The organism is Micromonospora sp. NPDC048839, from assembly GCF_040649915.1.
Lineage (GTDB): Bacteria > Actinomycetota > Actinomycetes > Mycobacteriales > Micromonosporaceae > Micromonospora.
The window spans coordinates 200869-216248 of the sequence record NZ_JBEZGL010000011.1 but is presented as its reverse complement, the minus strand read 5'-3'; the positions used below and the strand labels follow the sequence as shown (position 1 = coordinate 216248).

The following is a 15380-nucleotide window of genomic DNA, read 5'->3' as shown; positions in this document are numbered from 1 at the left end:
CGCCCGCTCTGCCGGGTCGGCGGGACCGGAAATTCTCGGGTGGAGAGGTGCTGGCGGACAGCGTGCGGGTAATGCGGGGTGATGAAGTCGACCTGGAAGCCCCACGAGAAGCACGGCGGGCTGTCGAGCAAGGACAAGCGCGAGCTGCCGGAGACCGTCTTCGCGTTCCCCCGCGAACGCAAGGAACCGATGACCGACGCGGGTCACGTCCGCAACGCCATCGCCCGGTTCGATCAGGTGCAGGGCGTCACCGACGAGGATCGGGACCTGGCCTTCCAGAACATCCTCGCCGCGGCCAAGCACTACGGTGTCGAGGTCGCTGAGACCAACTGGCGTCAGCTCGGCAAACTCCCGCACACACCGAACCCCGCCCACTGACCGGCACACTCGCACGATTCGGCGGGTAGGTCCGCCGTCGGCGGGTAAGCGGCGCGAGTGCCCGCAGAGGAGGAGCCGGCAGCCCACCTCGACCCGGAGTCGAGCGGGGCGTCCCGAACGGTGGCCGGCCTCCGCGAACGGGTGCGCCACGCCCTACGTACCCGTGCCTGGCGGTTCCGCCTCTTCGGTCCGCTCGCCGTGCAGGCCGGCGTCGCGGCGTCGCTGGCCTGGTTCGTGGGGTATCAGTTCCTGGACAATCCGGCCCCGGTCCTCGCGCCCACCACGGCGGTTGGCATCGTGGCCGCCTCGATGGGCTCACGCCTGCGACGCACCGTCGAGCTGCTGGTCGGGGTGATCCTGGGCCTCGCCGTCGGTGACGCGCTCATGCCGCTGTTCGGCATCGGCGCCTGGCAGACCGGTGTGGTCGTGGTGCTGGCGATCATCGTGGCCGTGTTGCTCAAGGGCGGTGGATCCCTGCTCACCCAGGCCGGCGGCACCGCGGTACTCATCGCCACGCTGGAACCGCCCGTGCGTGACCTGTCCGTCCCCCGCTTCGTCGACGCCGCGGTCGGCGGGCTCATCGGTCTGGCGGTCGGCCTGCTGGTGGTGCCCATCCACCCGCAGCGGACTGTGCAGCGGCTGGCCGAACCGGTCCTCGACCCGGCCATCGCCGCCCTGCACGACCTGGCCGCGGCCCTGCGTCGTCGGGACCTTGGCGGCACCGAGCAGAGTCTGGACGCGCTGCGGACTCTCGGAGCACGGATGACCGCGCTCGACGAGGGGCTCGCGGCTGCCCAGGAGGTGGTGCGGCTGGCGCCACTACGGTGGCGCGAACGCGGGTCGCTGGCCCGTTACACCCAGGCCGTCCACCACCTTGAGCGCAGTCTCTACGGCTGTCGGGCCGTCGCGCGGAGACTCACCAAGGCTCTCCGGGAGGATGAGCCGATTCCCGCGGAGTTCGCCGCGGCCATCGACCTGCTGGCCACCGGTGTGCAGACGCTGAGACGCACCACCACCGCCGAGCGGGCGGACCCGCAGGAGGCGCGCCGGCAGATCCTGACCGCTGTCGAACTGGTCGGACAGGCGCAGGGGGAGGCCGCCCCGGATCCCACCCGCCCGCACACCCACCGGCTGGGCTACTCGGGCATGGTCGCCGCGGGTGAGTTCCGCACGGCTGCCCACGACCTGCTCATCGCCAGTGGCTTGGACACCACCGAGGCGGCAGCGCAGGTGCGGCAGACGGCGGACCGGGACGGGTGGGATTGGCCGGAACGCGGCGCTCGCCCGTGAGCCGTCCGGGTCAGGACGGCTTGAGCGAGGCCAGGATCTCTTCGTAGTGCGGGTTCTTCATGACGCCCAGCACGTTGCCGAACGGGTCGACGACCGAGGCGGTGATGAACCCCTCGTCGCCGTGCGGGGTGATCGGCTGGTACTCCTTGGCACCCAACGCCAGCAGTCGCTCGACGGTGGCGTCGAGATCGTCGACGTACCAGTGCATGAGCACGCCGCCGGGTCCCGTCGCGGCCCCGGGCGGCGCGAACTTGCGGTCGAGGATGCCCAGCTCCGCCTGGTAGTCGCCGATCCGGAACTCGGTGTAGGCCGGGCGTCCGTCCGGGCCGGGGCGCATGAAGTACGCCTCGACGCCGAGGAAGTCGGCGTACCAGGCGGTGGCCGCCTCCACGTCGTCGGCCCAGATGTTGAGTGTGGCGAATCCTCGCAGGCTCATCAGCTTTCCCTCCGTCGATGTCGTTGCACACGACGCTATCGGCGATTGCGGAAGGTTTGCTTCCGCAATGGTCGGCGGGTTCGGAGAAGTCGCGTGTAGCCCGCCGCCTCCCGGGTAGTCGCCGCCGTTGCCATCACTGACGGCGGGGGACAGCGTGGGTGCGAGGTATCCGGCGATCGAGGCGCACGGTCTGATCGGTGACCTGCAGACCGCCGCGCTGATCAGCGAAGACGGTGCCGTCGACTGGTTCTGCGCGCCCCGTTTCGACTCACCGAGCATCTTCGGTGCGCTGCTCGACCATGACAAGGGCGGCCACTTCCGGCTCACGCCCGAGGGCGTCGACTACACGAGCAAGCAGCTCTACCTGCCCGGTACGCCGATCCTGATCACCCGCTTCCACAGCGCCGACGGCGTGGGGGAGCTGTTGGACTTCATGCCCGTCACCGGCGAACGGGCCACCGACCGGCACCGGTTGATCCGGCTGGTACGGATGGTCCGGGGGAGCATGCGGTTCCGCTTCGACTGCCGTCCACGGTTCAACTACGGGCGCGACTCGTACGAGCTCGAGGTGCACCCCGAGGGTGACGTGTTCCGGAGTCCGACCCTCAACCTCACCCTCGCCGCGTTCAAGGACTCGGAACGGAAATTCGACGCGCGGGGAATCCGGCGCGACGGGGACGGCGTGTCCGCGTCGTTCACCCTGCACGCGGGCGACATCGGCGGGGTCGTCCTGGAGACGGCCTGCCCGCACGCGCCCCGCGCGATGAGCACCGACGAGGCCTGCGACCTGCTCGCCCAGACCCGCGACTACTGGCGGCGGTGGGTGGGCGGCTCCCGGTACAAGGGTCGCTGGCGGGAGGTCGTCGAGCGGTCGGCGATGACGCTCAAGCTGATGACGTACGCGCCGACCGGCGCCCTGGTCGCGGCACCCACCGCCGGGCTGCCGGAGCAGATCGGCGGGCAGCGGAACTGGGACTACCGCTACACCTGGATCCGGGACGCGTCCTTCTCCGTGCACGCGTTGCTGCGTCTGGGCTTCACCGACGAGGCCCAGAGGTATCTGTTCTGGCTGAACGAGCGCATCCGCGAGGCCCGCGACGCCGACCTGCCCCTCCAGGTCATGTACCGGATCGACGGTTCACCCGACCTCTCCGAGGAGGTGTTGGGTCACCTGGAGGGGTACCGGTGCTCGGCGCCGGTGCGGATCGGAAACGGCGCGGCCGGCCAACTGCAGCTCGACATCTACGGCGAGGCGCTCGTCTCGTTGGAGCTCGCGGACCGCAACGGGCTGATCGCGCCGTACCAGGGGTGGCGGAAGACGGCCGGGATGATGGACTGGCTCTGCGAGCACTGGGACCAACCCGAGGACGGCATCTGGGAGACCCGGTCCGGCCGGCAGGACTTCACCTACGGGCGGGTGCTGTCCTGGGTCGCGCTCGACCGCGCCATCCGCATCGCGCACCGCCGAGGGCGCCCCGGCGACACCGCCCGCTGGGCCACCGAACGGGACGCCATCTACGAGCAGGTCATGACCCGTGGCTTCGACCCGCAGTGCGGCGCGTTCGTGCAGCACTACGGGTCCGACATCCTGGACGCCTCGCTGCTGGCGATGCCCGGCCTGAACTTCATCTCGGCGACCGACCCGATGTGGGAGTCGACGCTGCGGGCGATGGACGCCAGCCTGGTCTCCGACAGCCTGGTCTACCGCTACGACCCGAAGGCGTCGCCGGACGGGCTCGCCGGCACCGAGGGCACCTTCAACATGTGCACCTTCTGGTACGTGCAGGCCCTCGCGCTGGCCGGTCGGGTCGACGACGCCCGGTTGACCTTCGAGAAGATGCTCACCTACGCCAGCCCGCTGGGCCTCTACTCCGAGGAGATCGCCCCGACCGGTGAGCAGATCGGCAACTTCCCGCAGGCGTTCAGTCACCTCTCGCTGATCAGCACGGCTGCCCACCTCGACGACCTGCTCGACAAGGAGCAGTGCTGATCTGCCCGGTCAGAACAGCGTCAGCGGCTCGACAGGTGTGGGCTCGGGCAGCGGGTCCAACTCGGGCACGCGTGCGCGGACCTCGTCGTGGAACCGGCGGGCGAGCACGGGTGCGTCGGCGTTGTCCGGGGTGTGCACGAACATCGTCGGCGAGCGTCCCTCCCGCAGCCAGGCCACGGTGACGTCGATCCAGCGCTGCCACCCCTCGACCGTGCGGGTCGGGTCGTCCCGACCGAGGTAGCGGACGATCGGTTGGTCGGTCAGCGCGAGCGAGCGGAGCGGCACGCGTGGCTTCTTGGTCCAGGCGTCCCGTTCGGCGTCGCTGCTGGGTGGGCTCGCGAAGAAGGCTGTGGTGTCGAAGGGGATCCACTCGGCGGACGCGACGGCGAGGGTCGCCTCCAGCAGCCGGGCCGCGTCGGCGTCGGTGAAGAACGTGGGGTGGCGGACCTCCACCGCGTACCGGTGCGACGGCGGGAGCTGACCCAGGAAGCGCCGCAGGGTCGGGACGTCGGCGGGGGCGAACGAGCCGGGCAGCTGGATCCAGAGGGCGTGTACGCGCGGGCCGAGCGGCTCGATCGCGTCCAGGAAGGCACGCAGCGGTTCGCCGACGGCGGTGAGCCGGCGTTCGTGGGTGATGACCTTCGGAAGTTTGAGGACGAACCGGAAGCCGGGGTCCGTCTGCGCGGCCCACGACGCCACCGTGTCCCGGGCCGGGGTCGCGTAGAACGTCGTGTTGCCCTCCACGGCGTCACACCAGCTGGCGTAGTGCCGCAGGCGCTCCGCGGGTGGCAGTTGGTGTCCCGACCACGCCCGGTGGCTCCACATCGCGCACCCCACGTGCAGCCGCATGCCCGCCCTTCCCGTGCTTCGACCGGAGCCCACCGTATCGGGAGCGCCTCGCCCGCCACCCGCCGGACATCGTCAACTTAGGGTTGACGCGATCGCGCCGTCAACTTATGGTTGACGCATGACAGATCCTCTCCAGATGAGCAACACCGTCAAGCTCGACGACCTGATCCAGGCCATCAAGAGGGCACACACCGACGCGCTCGACCAGCTCACCGACGCGGTCATCGCCGCCGACCACCTCGGCGAGGTCGCGGACCACCTGATCGGGCACTTCGTCGACCAGGCTCGCCGCTCGGGCGCCTCCTGGACCGACATCGGCCGCAGCATGGGCGTCACCAAGCAGGCCGCCCAGAAGCGCTTCGTGCCGAAGGCCACCGACGGGTCGACCCTCGACCCGAACGAATCCTTCGGTCGGTTCACCCCCCGGGCTCGCAACGTGGTGATGGCCTCCCAGGAGGAGGCCCGCGCCAGCGGAAGCGCCGAGATCCGCCCCGAGCACCTGGTGCTGGGCCTGCTGGCCGAGCCGGAAGGGCTGGCCGCCAAGGTGATGGCCGGCCGGGGCGCCACCGCCGAGGTGGTGCGGGAGAAGGTCGCCGCCCTCCTGCCGCCGCCGGCCGAGCAGGTCCCGGACCTCATCCCCTACGGCGCGCGCGGCCGGAAGGCGTTGGAGTTGACCTTCCGGGAGGCGCTGCGCCTCGGGCACAACTACATCGGCACCGAACACATCCTGCTGGCCCTGCTGGAGCAGGAGGACGGCGCCGGCGTGCTCACCGATCTCGGCCTGGAGAAGGCGACGGTCGAGGCCGACCTGGCCGCCGCGCTCGCCGCCTTCACGGCACAGAAGTGAGGCCCTCGGGTCAGGGTGCCTCGGGGAAGCCGTAACGCAGGGCGTGCTCCGGATCGGTCGGGTCGATCTGGCGCACGCCCGCGTCGGCGAGGCGCTTGTTGACCTCGTCGAGCTGCTCGCGCACCAGTCGGGCCTCCTCCTCGGTGACCCGGCCCCGGTGCGGCTTGCCGGCGTGCTCAAGCGTGCTGTAGTCGATCTTCTCGGCGCCCTTGCGGGCCTTCGGTGGGCGGACCCGCTCGGCCGTCCGCAACAGTCGCGCCATCGGTACGTCGGTGGCCATCGCGTCGAACTCGCTGGCCGTCAACACCACCCGACGCGGCTCGCCGCCGCCGTGCCGGTCGTGGATCTCCACCACCGCCACGTCCAGGGCGGCGTCGTCGATGTTCTCCACCTCGCCCGGGGTGGCGTCCAACTGCACGGGCCCGGCGACCAGGTCCGGGTGCTCCAGCACGACGACGCGGACCACCTCGTCGTCCTGCTGCAGAACCGTGCCGGTGAAGTCGGAGACGTGGATCGTCTTCTTGCCCATGCGCGGAGCTTCTCCTGTCGTAGGCCGGATGGCGGACCACAAGAAATTACCCGACAGGTGTGCGAAAGCCCTCGCTGGACCTCCCCGGTGTGTCGCCCCAGGCGAACGTCAGAGGCTGCCCCTGGGTGCCACCCACTCGGTGGGTTGGCCGGTGACAGCGGCGATGCGGTCGTAGTCGGTGTCGTAGTGCAGGACGGTCGCGCCGTGTTCCTCGGCGGTCGCCGCGATGATCAGGTCGGGCAGCCGGAAGTTGCGGTGCTGGCTCTCGGCCGCGAGCAGGCGATGAACCGCCATGGCGCGGTCCGTCGCCGCTGTCGACACGTCCATCCACCGCCCCCCACGCAGTGCCTGCCAGAGGATCTCGTACCCCTTTGGGTGGGGTGCGTTGTTGAGGTATTCCAGGCTGGTCATGTGGCAGGCGGCGAGCCGCCCCTCGGCCAGAAGTGACTCGAAGCGCCGCCGGACCGACGCGTGACGCCCCTGCAGAACATAAACCGAGGTGTCCGCAAGATAGATCTGACCAGCCATCAGGCTGCCTCGGCGTCACGCGCCTGCTGAGCGAGCGTGTCCAGGTCGCGACCGCCCCCGTAGCGCCAGGCGTCAGCGGACCCGGAGAAGTCCATCTCCACCTGATCGAAGGCGGCAACAACCTCGCGAGCCTGCCGGCGAACGGCGAACGCGTGCAGGGCTGCATTGATGGTGGCCACCTTGGTGTCGGTGCCGAGCACCTCCTTCGCGGCGTCCAGCCACTCGTCGTTCACGTCCACGGTGATGCGAGTCATGGCGCGAACATACACCAGATCAGGCGCTGCCGAGGCACCAACTTTGAGCGATGCGTGGTGCGTCAGCGGGTGTTCGGGCGGTGCCGACTGAAGCTGCCAGCGGGCAGCTTGTTCAATCCGGCCCACGACAGGGCACCGCCGCCGATCGTGCGAGGCTTCCGGTAGCGCGGCTGGGGAGGATTGCCGTCGACAGCATCCGCCGCCTGCCAGAGTCGCGCGGGATCCTGCTGATAGCGGTGGTACTGCTCATTCGGCATGGCCTCTACCGTTCCAAACAAAGGTGTCCAGGTAGGGAAATACATATGACGGTCGATCGCTCTGCCCGGTCGGCGCGCCCCGCCCGGCCCAGCGGGATCGTCCGCCCGGCCGGCCGGCCCGGCGTACGGTGATCCACGACGGGTGGACCGACGGGGAGGTGGACATGCTCGACCGGCGGGTCCAACTGCACCTGGCCACCTGGCTCGGCCAGTGGCCGGCCGGGGCGGGGCTGCACGTGGTCGCCTCGCACCGACGGGCCGCACCGGCCTGGGACGGCAGGTTGCGCCCCGCGCTCGGCGTGGACACCGGGCGCAGCGGTGTGCTCTCCGTGGCGCCGGACCGGGTGGCGGCGATCCGTGCCCTGATCCGGCGTACCCCGGACCGGTTCCTCGCCGCGCTGCCGCAGGCCGTGGGGCTGCCCGACTGGTGCGTGCACGACGGCTCCTTCCGGTGGAGTGTGTCCCCCGCGCCGCTTCCCGACGTGGGGGAGTGGACCTCGCCGACGGCGCCCGGGCTGCCGCCCTGGCTGCGGCTCTTCGACCGGCCGGTGCTGGTGGTCCGCGATCCGGACGGCGCCTACCTGGCCGGTGCCGGGATCAAACGGCACGACGCGTACGGGCACGAGTTGGCCGTGGGCACCGCGCCGGTGGCTCGGGGGCACGGCCTCGCCCGCCGACTCGTGGCACAGGCGGCGCGACGGGTCCTCGACGAGGGAGCAGTGCCGACGTACCTGCACGAGCGCGACAATCTCGCCTCGGCCCGGGTCGCCGACGCGGCCGGTTTCCCGGATCGCGGCTGGCGGGCGTACGGGGTCTATCCGCGCTGACTGGCGCCGGCGCTCGCGGACCGTGGATCCCGGGCCGGATCCACGGTCCGCAACCTCCCCCAGGCCCCGGTTCCGGACGTACCGACAGGTGTCGGGTCGGTACGCGTCGATCACGCTACGTATCTAACCGGCTCAGGGCAAGGTTGATGCTGTCGGTTCGGAGTGTCGAAAAGTGGACTTGACCTGCTTCTTCGGTGATCGCCGAGTGCCGGCCGGGTCAGTGACGGAGCGTGCGGATCAGGTCGAGCACCTGTCGGGTCACCGGTCGAAGGACCCGGAGGCGGGACAGCGCCACGAGCCGGTCGATCAGTGGTACGGCCCCGTCGATCAGTTGCCGGGTCTTGGTCTGGCCCGGGGATCGATCGTGGACCCAGTAGAGGATCACGCCCATGTACGCGAGCCAGAGCAACTCGGGTAGTTGGGGGCGAAGCTCCGCGTCGACCTTGGCTGTCGAGCCCGTCAACACCTCGCCGAAGAGCTCGATGGCCGCCTGTCGGGGGCCGGAGGACTCCGCGGAGAAGGGACTCAGCGGCGAGGTGGGCTCGGCCGCCGTCTTGAAGAAGGTCGCCGCGAACCCGTGCGACGGCGTCAGCACGTCGATCCCCGCGTGCAGGACTCCGGCCAGGCGGGCGCCGAACGCCTCCTCCCGATCGAGCACGGGCTGTGCGGCCGCCCGGTGTGCGACCTGGGACTGGGCGTAGAACTCCTGGATCAGGTGGTCCTTGGAACCGAAGTAGTAGTAGGCGTTGCCGACCGCCACGCCGGCCTCCTGCGCGATCGCCCGCATGGTGGTCTGGGCGTAACCGCGCTCGCGGAACAGCCGCATCGCGGTGTCCCGGATCAGCTGCCGGGTCTGCTCGCCTCGGGCGGTGGCTGGGTCACCCGCAGTGGTCGTCTGCGCAGGCTGCTCGGTCATCGAGGTCACCGTATCCCGCCAGGTCGTTTGTCGGCTCGTCCCCCGGGTCGCGGACCCGCTCCCGGATCGCCGAGGCGGCGGCCACCGCCTGTCGGGCGAGGGGCAGCAGGTGCGGTCGGGCCAGTCGCTCGGCCATGGACCGGTGGTCGGCCAACGCCCACAGGCAGGCGAACCAGGCGCCGTCGCCCGCGTACACCTCGCCGGTGTCGGCGATCACGGTGAGGTCGCGCAGCGTCGCGTCGTGGTCCAGGCCGGGGAAGCGCCGGCGGGCCTCGACCGACCCGGCCGGCACGAACTCCAGGGGTACGAGCTGGGCGCGGGAGGTCAACCAGCGGCGGGCGGCGCGGCAGAGCGGGCAGGCCGCGTCGAACAGGACGGTGAACCCCCGGATCCCACCGCCGGACTGGGCGGCGGGATCCGGGAGCCGACCGACGCCACCGGTCGGTGATCCGGTCATCGGGTCGGCGGGTTGTTCGCCGGCCCGGCGCCGGGCTGCGGTCCGGCGGGGTGTGGTCCGGCCGGGTGTGGTCCGGCCGGTTGCGGGCCGGCGGGCTGGGGTCCGGCCGGGTGTGCGCCGGGTGGCCGCGGTCCGCCCGGGTACGCGCCGACCAACTGCGATCCGGCTGGGGCGGGCTGCATGGGGAGTCGGCCGATCGGGGCGATCGGGGGGTGGGTGGCGAGCTGACGAAGGCGGGTTCGGCGGTAGCGGCCCAGTGCGAAGACGTTGAAGAAGTGCAGCGCGCCGAGCACCAGCAGCACCAGGCCGACCTTGAGGGACAGTTCCTCCATGGCCTCGCTCGTGGAAACCACCGGGTCGGAGTGCCTCATCGCCACCGTGACGTAGCCGAGGTTGAGCAGATAGAAGCCGACGACCAGGAGGCTGTTGACCGCTTTGGCGACTCGTTCCTCGGCGAACACCTCCTCCAGGAAGACCAGCCCGTTGCGGGACAGTGCCCGAGCCACCCAGATGGTCAGCCCGACGCTGACCGCGAGGTAGACCACGTACATCCAGACCTTGATGTCCATGCGGACGCCCTTCTTGAACGTGTTCAACTACCGACGTCGTCAGCCTAGGGCGAATGTTGAACATGTTCAAGAAGGGGCGACAGGTGACTGTGGACACTCTGGCGCTGGAGCACGTCGTCCGGCCGAGCCTCGGGGGCCCGGCCGGAGAGCGCCGTGGCTCAGCCGGCCAGTCCGAGAGCCTCGGCCGCCGCACGGCCGTTGGCGTGGCTCGCGCCGTACGTGGTGACGAAGGCGCGTACGCCCGCCGGGCGCCACTGTGCCGGCCACCCCATCTCCACCACGGTCACCGAATGCTCGGCGGCCAGCCCGGCGACCAGCTCCGGGCCACCGGGCAGCCGGTGCAGGTGCCGCCCCACCAGCACGATGGGTCGGTCACCGGCCAACCCGCGCAACGTCGCCGGGTCGGTCTCGGTGGCGATCACGCGGATCTCCGGCACCCCGTCGAGGTGGGGACCGAGACCCCACGGCACCCGACCCTCGGCGATCGTCGACTCGGTGTGCAACTGCACCACAAGCGGTCGGTCCAGGCCGGTGAGCACCCCGTCCACGCGGACGGCGCGACGCGCTGCGGCGTACCCCAGCTCGGTGTCCCCGGCTGCCGGCGGCCCGGCGGCGGCCCGGGTCCAGGCGGCGAGCTCGGCGGCGCGGCCGGCGGCCTGCTCGACCCGGGCGGTCGCCAGTCGGCCGTCGGTGACGGCGTCGACGATCTCGGCGGCCACCCGCTCGACCAGTTCGGCGTCGACCCGCGCGCCGATGCAGAGCAGGTCGGCGCCGGCCGCCAGGGCGCGGACCGCGGCCGGGCCGACCCCACCGGCGGCCACCGCGGCCCCCTTCATCTCCAGCGCGTCGGTGATGACGGCGCCGGTGAAGCCGAGGTCGGTGCGGAGCAGGTCGACCAGGACGGCCCGGCTGAAGGTGGCCGGATCGGCGCCGGTCAGCGACGGCACCCGGATGTGCGCGGTCATCACGGCGCGTGCCCCGGCGGCGATGACCGCCCCGAACGGCGGCAGGTCCCGTTGGCGGAGCAGGCTCAACGGCGCGTCCACGGTGGGCAGTTCGTGGTGCGAGTCGGTGACGGTGGCGCCGTGTCCGGGGAAGTGCTTCGCGCAGGCGGCCACACCGGCGGCCTGCAACCCGGTCACGGCGGCGGCCGAGTGGGCGGCTACCCGCACCGGGTCCGCGCCGAAGGACCGGGTGCCGATCACCGGGTTCTCGTCGGCGGTGTTGACGTCCACCGTCGGGGCGAGGTTGACGGTGATGCCGAGCGCGGCCAGCTCGGCGCCGATCGACCGGTAGACGCGTCGGGTGAGCGCCACGTCGCCGATCGCGCCGAGGGCGGCGTTTCCGGGGTACGGGCTGCCGGTGGCATGCGCCAGCCGGGTCACGTCACCGCCCTCCTCGTCGATGGCGATCAGCGCGTCCGGCCGACCGGAGCGCAGCGCGGCGCTGCTCGCCGCCACCTGGGCGGGGTCGTGCACGTTGGTGCCGAACAGGGTGTGCCCGGCCAGCCCGTCGGCCAGCAGGTCGACCGCCCAGTCCGGCGGGACCGGTCCCGGGTACGCGGCGAGCAACGTGCCCAGCGCCAACCGGCGCAGTCCTGGATCCAGCCCCACGTGATCTCCCCCTTCGGTGCCCCAGCGGGTACGAAACGTCGTACCGGTGGTGGTGTCCGCCCTGCCGAATCGGCGGAGCGTCCCGCCTCCGGGTGGCCGATACGCTACGGCTACCCGTTCGCAGGTAGGTTTACAGTTAGCAAAGTTTACTAAAACTAGAGGACGTGTCATGAGTGCGACCCGGCTGCCCGGCACCCCCCGCCTGTTGCGGGCGCTCAACGACCGTGCGGCACTGGAGCTGCTCCTCGAACGCGGCCCGCTGACCCGGGCCCGGCTCGGCGAGCTGACCGGGCTGTCGAAGGTCACCGCCTCGCAGTTGGTCGAGCGGTTGGAGGAGCGTGGCCTCGTCACGCGGGTCGGCGAGCAGGCCGGCGGGCGGGGGCCGAACGCTCAGCTCTACGCGGTCAGCCCCGGCAGCGCGCACGTGGTCGGCGTGGACGTCGGGCCCGATCGGGTGGTGGCCGCGTGTGCCGACATCACCGGCGCGGTCATCGGCCGGGTGGAGCAGTCGACCCGGGACACCGACGACCCGGTGGGCGTCGTGCACAACGCCGTGGTGCAGGCGGCCAGCAGTGCCCACGCGCAGCTCAGCAGCGTACGGCGGATCGTGCTCGGCACCCCGGGTCTGGTCGACCCCGGCACCGGCGACATCACCTTCGCCTTCAACCTGCCGCGCTGGCACAGCGGCCTGCTCGCCGCCCTGCGGGAGGACCTGCACACTCCGGTGGTCTTCGAGAACGACGTCAACCTGGCCGCGGTGGCCGAGGCGCAGTCCGGCGCCGCGCAGGGACTGGCGGACTTCGTCCTGGTCTGGGTGGGTGCCGGCGTGGGCCTGGCGATCATGCTGGGCGGGCGGCTGCACCACGGCAGCAGTGGAGCGGCAGGTGAGATCGGCTACCTGCCGGTGCCCGGCGCGCCCATCCCACGCGACGCCTCCCGCCGCGCCAAGCCCGCCTTCCAGCAGCTCGTCGGCGCGGATTCGGTCCGCGCGGTGGCCCGCGAGCACGGCTATCCGGACACCGACGCCGCCGAGGCGGTGCGCGCGGCCGTCGCGGCCGGCGCCGACGGTGGCCCGATGCTCGACGAGCTGGCCCGCCGGCTCGCGCTCGGCGTGGCCAGCACCTGCGTGGTCCTCGACCCGCCGTTGGTCGTGCTCGCCGGCGACGTGGGCCAGGCCGGTGGCGCCGCACTCGCCGAGCGGGTGCAGCACGAGGTCGCCGCGATCACCCTGGTCCGGCCACGGGTGGTGCCGACCGGGCTGACCGAGGAGCCGATCCTGCACGGCGCGCTGCGCACCGCCCTGGACGCCGTGCGCGACGAGGTGTTCGGCTCCACCGTCGGCTGAGCCCGCTGCGCAGGTCATGTGAAGGAATATTTCACCGCAGCTTGACAGGTTGCAAGCTCTTGCCGCGTCGCGATCGCCGCCGAGTGCCGCGTCGCGATCGGCCGCCGGGTCGCCCGCGACCACGCGGACGGCCCGGCGGACCGCGACTCAGAGCAGGTCGCGCCGGCGGAACACGGCGAACGCCGCAGCGGTCAGCCCACCGGTGATCACGAGCAACACCAACAGCGACGGCAGCCAGGTCAGCGTGTAGAGCCCCTCGCAGTAGGTGCCGACGCTGCCGCCCCGGCAGATCCGTGCGTCGTAGAAACGCGCCTCGCCGTTGAGCCACGCCCCGATGTGGCTGGAGAGCATGAACCGGTCCGACTCCGGGGCGTCGACGATCTCCAGGACCAGCCGGCCGCCCAACTCCCAGACCACCACGTACGCGGCGAGCGCGCCGAGGGCCGCCGAGGTGTGCCGACCCAGCGTGGCAATGGCGAAGCCCGCCGCGCTGGCCAGCAGCACCAGCACCAGTCCACGGCCGTGCACCGCGCCCAGCGAACGCCAGAAGTCCCCACTCAACCGGCCGGGCAACCCGGCGGTCTGCCCGATCACCCAGAACGTGGCGAGGTAGGCCACCGACGCCAGCAGAGCCAGGACCAGCACCGTGCCGAGCAGGGTGCCCAACTTGGCCCCGAGCACCGTCAACCGGCGTGGCCGCCAGAGCAGCAGGTTCACCACTCCGCCGGAGTTCAGGTCCGCGCCGATGTAGGAGGCGCCGACCAGGAAACCGAACAGCACCAGGAACGCGATGAGGAAGTAGAGCAGTGGCCGCGCCTGCTGGGCGAAGCTGAACACCCCCGGCAGGAAGACGGCGGCGGTCGGCAGCTGCTCCCGCCGGACCGGGTCGATCTCCGAGCACTCCGCCGGAAAATACTGGTCCATCTCGCTCTGCGGCAGCGTGCCGTTCTGTCGGGCCAGGCACTGCTGGTAGGCGGTCTCCATCCCCTGTAGCTGCTCGGCGGCCTGCTGCCGCGCCGAGTTCAGCTCGCTCGCGCTCGGCTTGTGCGACCCGGCCAGGGTGGTCGCCGCCGTCACGGCGAACGCCAACGCCAACAGGACGACCATGAGCTGCACGAAGCGACGACTGAACAGCCGCTCCAACTCGGCACGAACCAGGTTCACGCGTCCACTCCCCGATTGAGATCGATCACAGCTTCGCCCTGCTCGCCGTCCGGCAGCGCCGAGCCGTCGACCTGCCGGGGGACCGACGACTGCGCGTACGCGCCCGTCAGCTCCAGGAAGACGCTCTCCAGATCCGGCCGAAGCGGCGTCAGCTCGCCCACCCACAGCCCCTGCTCGCCGAGCACTCGACTGATCACCGTTCCGTCGCTCACGCCGCTCACCACCAGCGCCTCGCCGTCGACGGCCGCCGTCAGTTCGGCCGCGTGCAGCAACTCCACGGCGCGCTCGGGCTCGGCCACCCGCACCACGAACTCGTGTCGGTCGTGGCCGGCCAGCACCTCGTCCACCCGGCCGGACGCCACCCGCTTCCCCCGCGAGATGATCGTCACGTGGTCGCAGATCAACTGGATCTCACCCAGGATGTGACTGGACACCAGCACGGTCACGCCGTTTGCCGCGAGCGACCGCATCAGGTCCCGCATCTCCCGGATGCCCGCCGGGTCCAGCCCGTTCGCCGGCTCGTCCAGGATCAGCAACCGGGGCTCCTTCAACAGCGCGGACGCCACCGCGAGGCGCTGCTTCATGCCCAGCGAGTAGCCCTTCACCCGCTCGTCGCCCCGGTCGCGCAGACCCACCGTCTCCAGCGCCTCGTCGACCCGCGAGACCGGCACCCCACCGGCGCGAGCCAACAGGCGCAGCGTGCGGTACGCGGTGAAGTTGCCGAAGAACTGCGGGCTCTCGACGATCGCGCCGACCTGCCCCGCCACCCGGGGCAGCAGCTCCGGCGACGGTTGGCCGAGCACGGTCATCCGCCCACCGTCGGCGCGTACCAGCCCGAGCAGGGCCCGCAGGGTGGTGGTCTTGCCGGAGCCGTTGGGCCCCAGGAAACCGTGGACCTGGCCCGTCTCGACCAACAGGTCGAACCCGTCCACCGCCACCCGCCGGCCGTTGCGCAGGCTGCGGAAGGTCTTGCGTAGACCCTCGATCTCGATGACCGCGCTCATCCGCGCGGCTCCGAATCTTGACGGAACATCAGCCGTCCTCCGGGTTTGGTGATCAACGACACGGCGCTTCACCCTATGGCCGAGGTGCCGCCCGTGGGGGGCACCCCGGCGTGCGTGGTTGGATGGT

At 71.3% G+C, this 15380-nt stretch carries 18 protein-coding genes; 6 read left to right on the top strand and 12 right to left on the bottom strand.

The features are described 5' to 3' along the window. Positions 1–81: 81 nt before the first annotated feature. Both AB0C25_RS22170 and AB0C25_RS22165 read left to right on the top strand, forming a co-directional pair. Positions 82–378 (top strand): DUF6582 domain-containing protein, encoded by a 297-nt coding sequence (locus tag AB0C25_RS22170; RefSeq protein ID WP_357250826.1) that lies wholly within the window; start codon positions 82–84, stop codon positions 376–378. 57 nt (positions 379–435) lie between these two features. Next, positions 436–1668, top strand: coding sequence for an FUSC family protein (locus tag AB0C25_RS22165; RefSeq protein ID WP_357375929.1), 1233 nt, complete (start codon positions 436–438; stop codon positions 1666–1668). A gap of 10 nt (positions 1669–1678) precedes the next feature. On the opposite strand, the gene AB0C25_RS22160 is transcribed toward AB0C25_RS22165, so the two are convergent. Further along, complete coding sequence (locus AB0C25_RS22160; protein ID WP_357375927.1) at positions 1679–2104, bottom strand: VOC family protein; 426 nt, start codon at positions 2102–2104, stop codon at positions 1679–1681. A gap of 154 nt (positions 2105–2258) precedes the next feature. On the opposite strand from AB0C25_RS22160, the gene AB0C25_RS22155 reads away from it, so the two are divergent. Further along, entirely contained in the window at positions 2259–4094 is a 1836-nt protein-coding gene (locus tag AB0C25_RS22155; protein ID WP_357375925.1) for a glycoside hydrolase family 15 protein, read from the top strand. A gap of 9 nt (positions 4095–4103) precedes the next feature. Here the strand turns inward: AB0C25_RS22155 and AB0C25_RS22150 are convergent, their stop codons facing one another. After that, positions 4104–4919, bottom strand: a complete 816-nt coding sequence (locus AB0C25_RS22150; protein WP_357376012.1) for a DUF72 domain-containing protein — start codon at positions 4917–4919, stop codon at positions 4104–4106. Positions 4920–5061: 142 nt separating this feature from the next. Between AB0C25_RS22150 and AB0C25_RS22145 the strand changes: the two genes are divergently transcribed. Then, on the top strand, positions 5062–5790 hold the full coding sequence (locus AB0C25_RS22145; protein ID WP_357375923.1) for a Clp protease N-terminal domain-containing protein: 729 nt from the start codon (positions 5062–5064) through the stop codon (positions 5788–5790). A gap of 10 nt (positions 5791–5800) precedes the next feature. Here the strand turns inward: AB0C25_RS22145 and AB0C25_RS22140 are convergent, their stop codons facing one another. The 4 genes from AB0C25_RS22140 to AB0C25_RS22125 form a co-directional block, all read right to left on the bottom strand. After that, positions 5801–6319, bottom strand: a complete 519-nt coding sequence (locus AB0C25_RS22140; protein WP_357375921.1) for a hypothetical protein — start codon at positions 6317–6319, stop codon at positions 5801–5803. 108 nt (positions 6320–6427) lie between these two features. After that, complete coding sequence (locus tag AB0C25_RS22135; protein ID WP_357375919.1) at positions 6428–6847, bottom strand: PIN domain nuclease; 420 nt, start codon at positions 6845–6847, stop codon at positions 6428–6430. Then, on the bottom strand, positions 6847–7101 hold the full coding sequence (locus AB0C25_RS22130) for a type II toxin-antitoxin system VapB family antitoxin (protein WP_357375917.1): 255 nt from the start codon (positions 7099–7101) through the stop codon (positions 6847–6849). Before AB0C25_RS22130 ends, AB0C25_RS22135 begins: the two co-directional genes overlap by 1 nt. 62 nt (positions 7102–7163) lie before the next feature. Further along, positions 7164–7358, bottom strand: coding sequence for a DNA repair protein (locus AB0C25_RS22125; RefSeq protein ID WP_357375915.1), 195 nt, complete (start codon positions 7356–7358; stop codon positions 7164–7166). Between the two features lie 164 nt (positions 7359–7522). Here AB0C25_RS22125 and AB0C25_RS22120 point away from each other — a divergent pair, with 164 nt between their 5' ends. Next, complete coding sequence (locus AB0C25_RS22120) at positions 7523–8185, top strand: GNAT family N-acetyltransferase (protein WP_357375912.1); 663 nt, start codon at positions 7523–7525, stop codon at positions 8183–8185. Between the two features lie 217 nt (positions 8186–8402). Here AB0C25_RS22120 and AB0C25_RS22115 read toward each other — a convergent pair whose 3' ends face one another. From AB0C25_RS22115 to AB0C25_RS22100, 4 genes are all read right to left on the bottom strand, one after another. Further along, positions 8403–9101: a TetR family transcriptional regulator gene (locus tag AB0C25_RS22115; protein WP_357375910.1), complete on the bottom strand. Its 699-nt coding sequence runs from the start codon at positions 9099–9101 to the stop codon at positions 8403–8405. After that, on the bottom strand, positions 9064–9558 hold the full coding sequence (locus tag AB0C25_RS22110) for a DCC1-like thiol-disulfide oxidoreductase family protein (protein ID WP_357375908.1): 495 nt from the start codon (positions 9556–9558) through the stop codon (positions 9064–9066). Before AB0C25_RS22110 ends, AB0C25_RS22115 begins: the two co-directional genes overlap by 38 nt. After that, positions 9555–10154, bottom strand: coding sequence for a hypothetical protein (locus tag AB0C25_RS22105; protein ID WP_357375906.1), 600 nt, complete (start codon positions 10152–10154; stop codon positions 9555–9557). Before AB0C25_RS22105 ends, AB0C25_RS22110 begins: the two co-directional genes overlap by 4 nt. Positions 10155–10285: 131 nt before the next feature. Further along, positions 10286–11740, bottom strand: coding sequence for a glycoside hydrolase family 3 N-terminal domain-containing protein (locus AB0C25_RS22100; protein ID WP_357375904.1), 1455 nt, complete (start codon positions 11738–11740; stop codon positions 10286–10288). Between the two features lie 169 nt (positions 11741–11909). Here AB0C25_RS22100 and AB0C25_RS22095 point away from each other — a divergent pair, with 169 nt between their 5' ends. After that, on the top strand, positions 11910–13085 hold the full coding sequence (locus AB0C25_RS22095; RefSeq protein WP_357375902.1) for an ROK family transcriptional regulator: 1176 nt from the start codon (positions 11910–11912) through the stop codon (positions 13083–13085). A gap of 147 nt (positions 13086–13232) precedes the next feature. Here the strand turns inward: AB0C25_RS22095 and AB0C25_RS22090 are convergent, their stop codons facing one another. Both AB0C25_RS22090 and AB0C25_RS22085 read right to left on the bottom strand, forming a co-directional pair. After that, positions 13233–14249 (bottom strand): ABC transporter permease subunit, encoded by a 1017-nt coding sequence (locus AB0C25_RS22090; protein ID WP_357375900.1) that lies wholly within the window; start codon positions 14247–14249, stop codon positions 13233–13235. Further along, on the bottom strand, positions 14246–15253 hold the full coding sequence (locus tag AB0C25_RS22085; RefSeq protein ID WP_357375898.1) for an ATP-binding cassette domain-containing protein: 1008 nt from the start codon (positions 15251–15253) through the stop codon (positions 14246–14248). Before AB0C25_RS22085 ends, AB0C25_RS22090 begins: the two co-directional genes overlap by 4 nt. Positions 15254–15380 lie beyond the last annotated feature (127 nt).

Coding starts and splice junctions, on each gene's coding strand:
- AB0C25_RS22140 (WP_357375921.1), bottom strand. CDS start 6,319: ATGGGCAAGAAGACGATCCACGTCTCCGACTTCACCGGCACGGTTCTG.
- AB0C25_RS22125 (WP_357375915.1), bottom strand. CDS start 7,358: ATGCCGAATGAGCAGTACCACCGCTATCAGCAGGATCCCGCGCGACTC.
- AB0C25_RS22095 (WP_357375902.1), top strand. CDS start 11,910: ATGAGTGCGACCCGGCTGCCCGGCACCCCCCGCCTGTTGCGGGCGCTC.
- AB0C25_RS22135 (WP_357375919.1), bottom strand. CDS start 6,847: ATGGCTGGTCAGATCTATCTTGCGGACACCTCGGTTTATGTTCTGCAG.
- AB0C25_RS22130 (WP_357375917.1), bottom strand. CDS start 7,101: ATGACTCGCATCACCGTGGACGTGAACGACGAGTGGCTGGACGCCGCG.
- AB0C25_RS22160 (WP_357375927.1), bottom strand. CDS start 2,104: ATGAGCCTGCGAGGATTCGCCACACTCAACATCTGGGCCGACGACGTG.
- AB0C25_RS22150 (WP_357376012.1), bottom strand. CDS start 4,919: ATGTGGAGCCACCGGGCGTGGTCGGGACACCAACTGCCACCCGCGGAG.
- AB0C25_RS22120 (WP_357375912.1), top strand. CDS start 7,523: ATGCTCGACCGGCGGGTCCAACTGCACCTGGCCACCTGGCTCGGCCAG.
- AB0C25_RS22110 (WP_357375908.1), bottom strand. CDS start 9,558: ATGACCGGATCACCGACCGGTGGCGTCGGTCGGCTCCCGGATCCCGCC.
- AB0C25_RS22085 (WP_357375898.1), bottom strand. CDS start 15,253: ATGAGCGCGGTCATCGAGATCGAGGGTCTACGCAAGACCTTCCGCAGC.
- AB0C25_RS22145 (WP_357375923.1), top strand. CDS start 5,062: ATGACAGATCCTCTCCAGATGAGCAACACCGTCAAGCTCGACGACCTG.
- AB0C25_RS22170 (WP_357250826.1), top strand. CDS start 82: ATGAAGTCGACCTGGAAGCCCCACGAGAAGCACGGCGGGCTGTCGAGC.
- AB0C25_RS22115 (WP_357375910.1), bottom strand. CDS start 9,101: ATGACCGAGCAGCCTGCGCAGACGACCACTGCGGGTGACCCAGCCACC.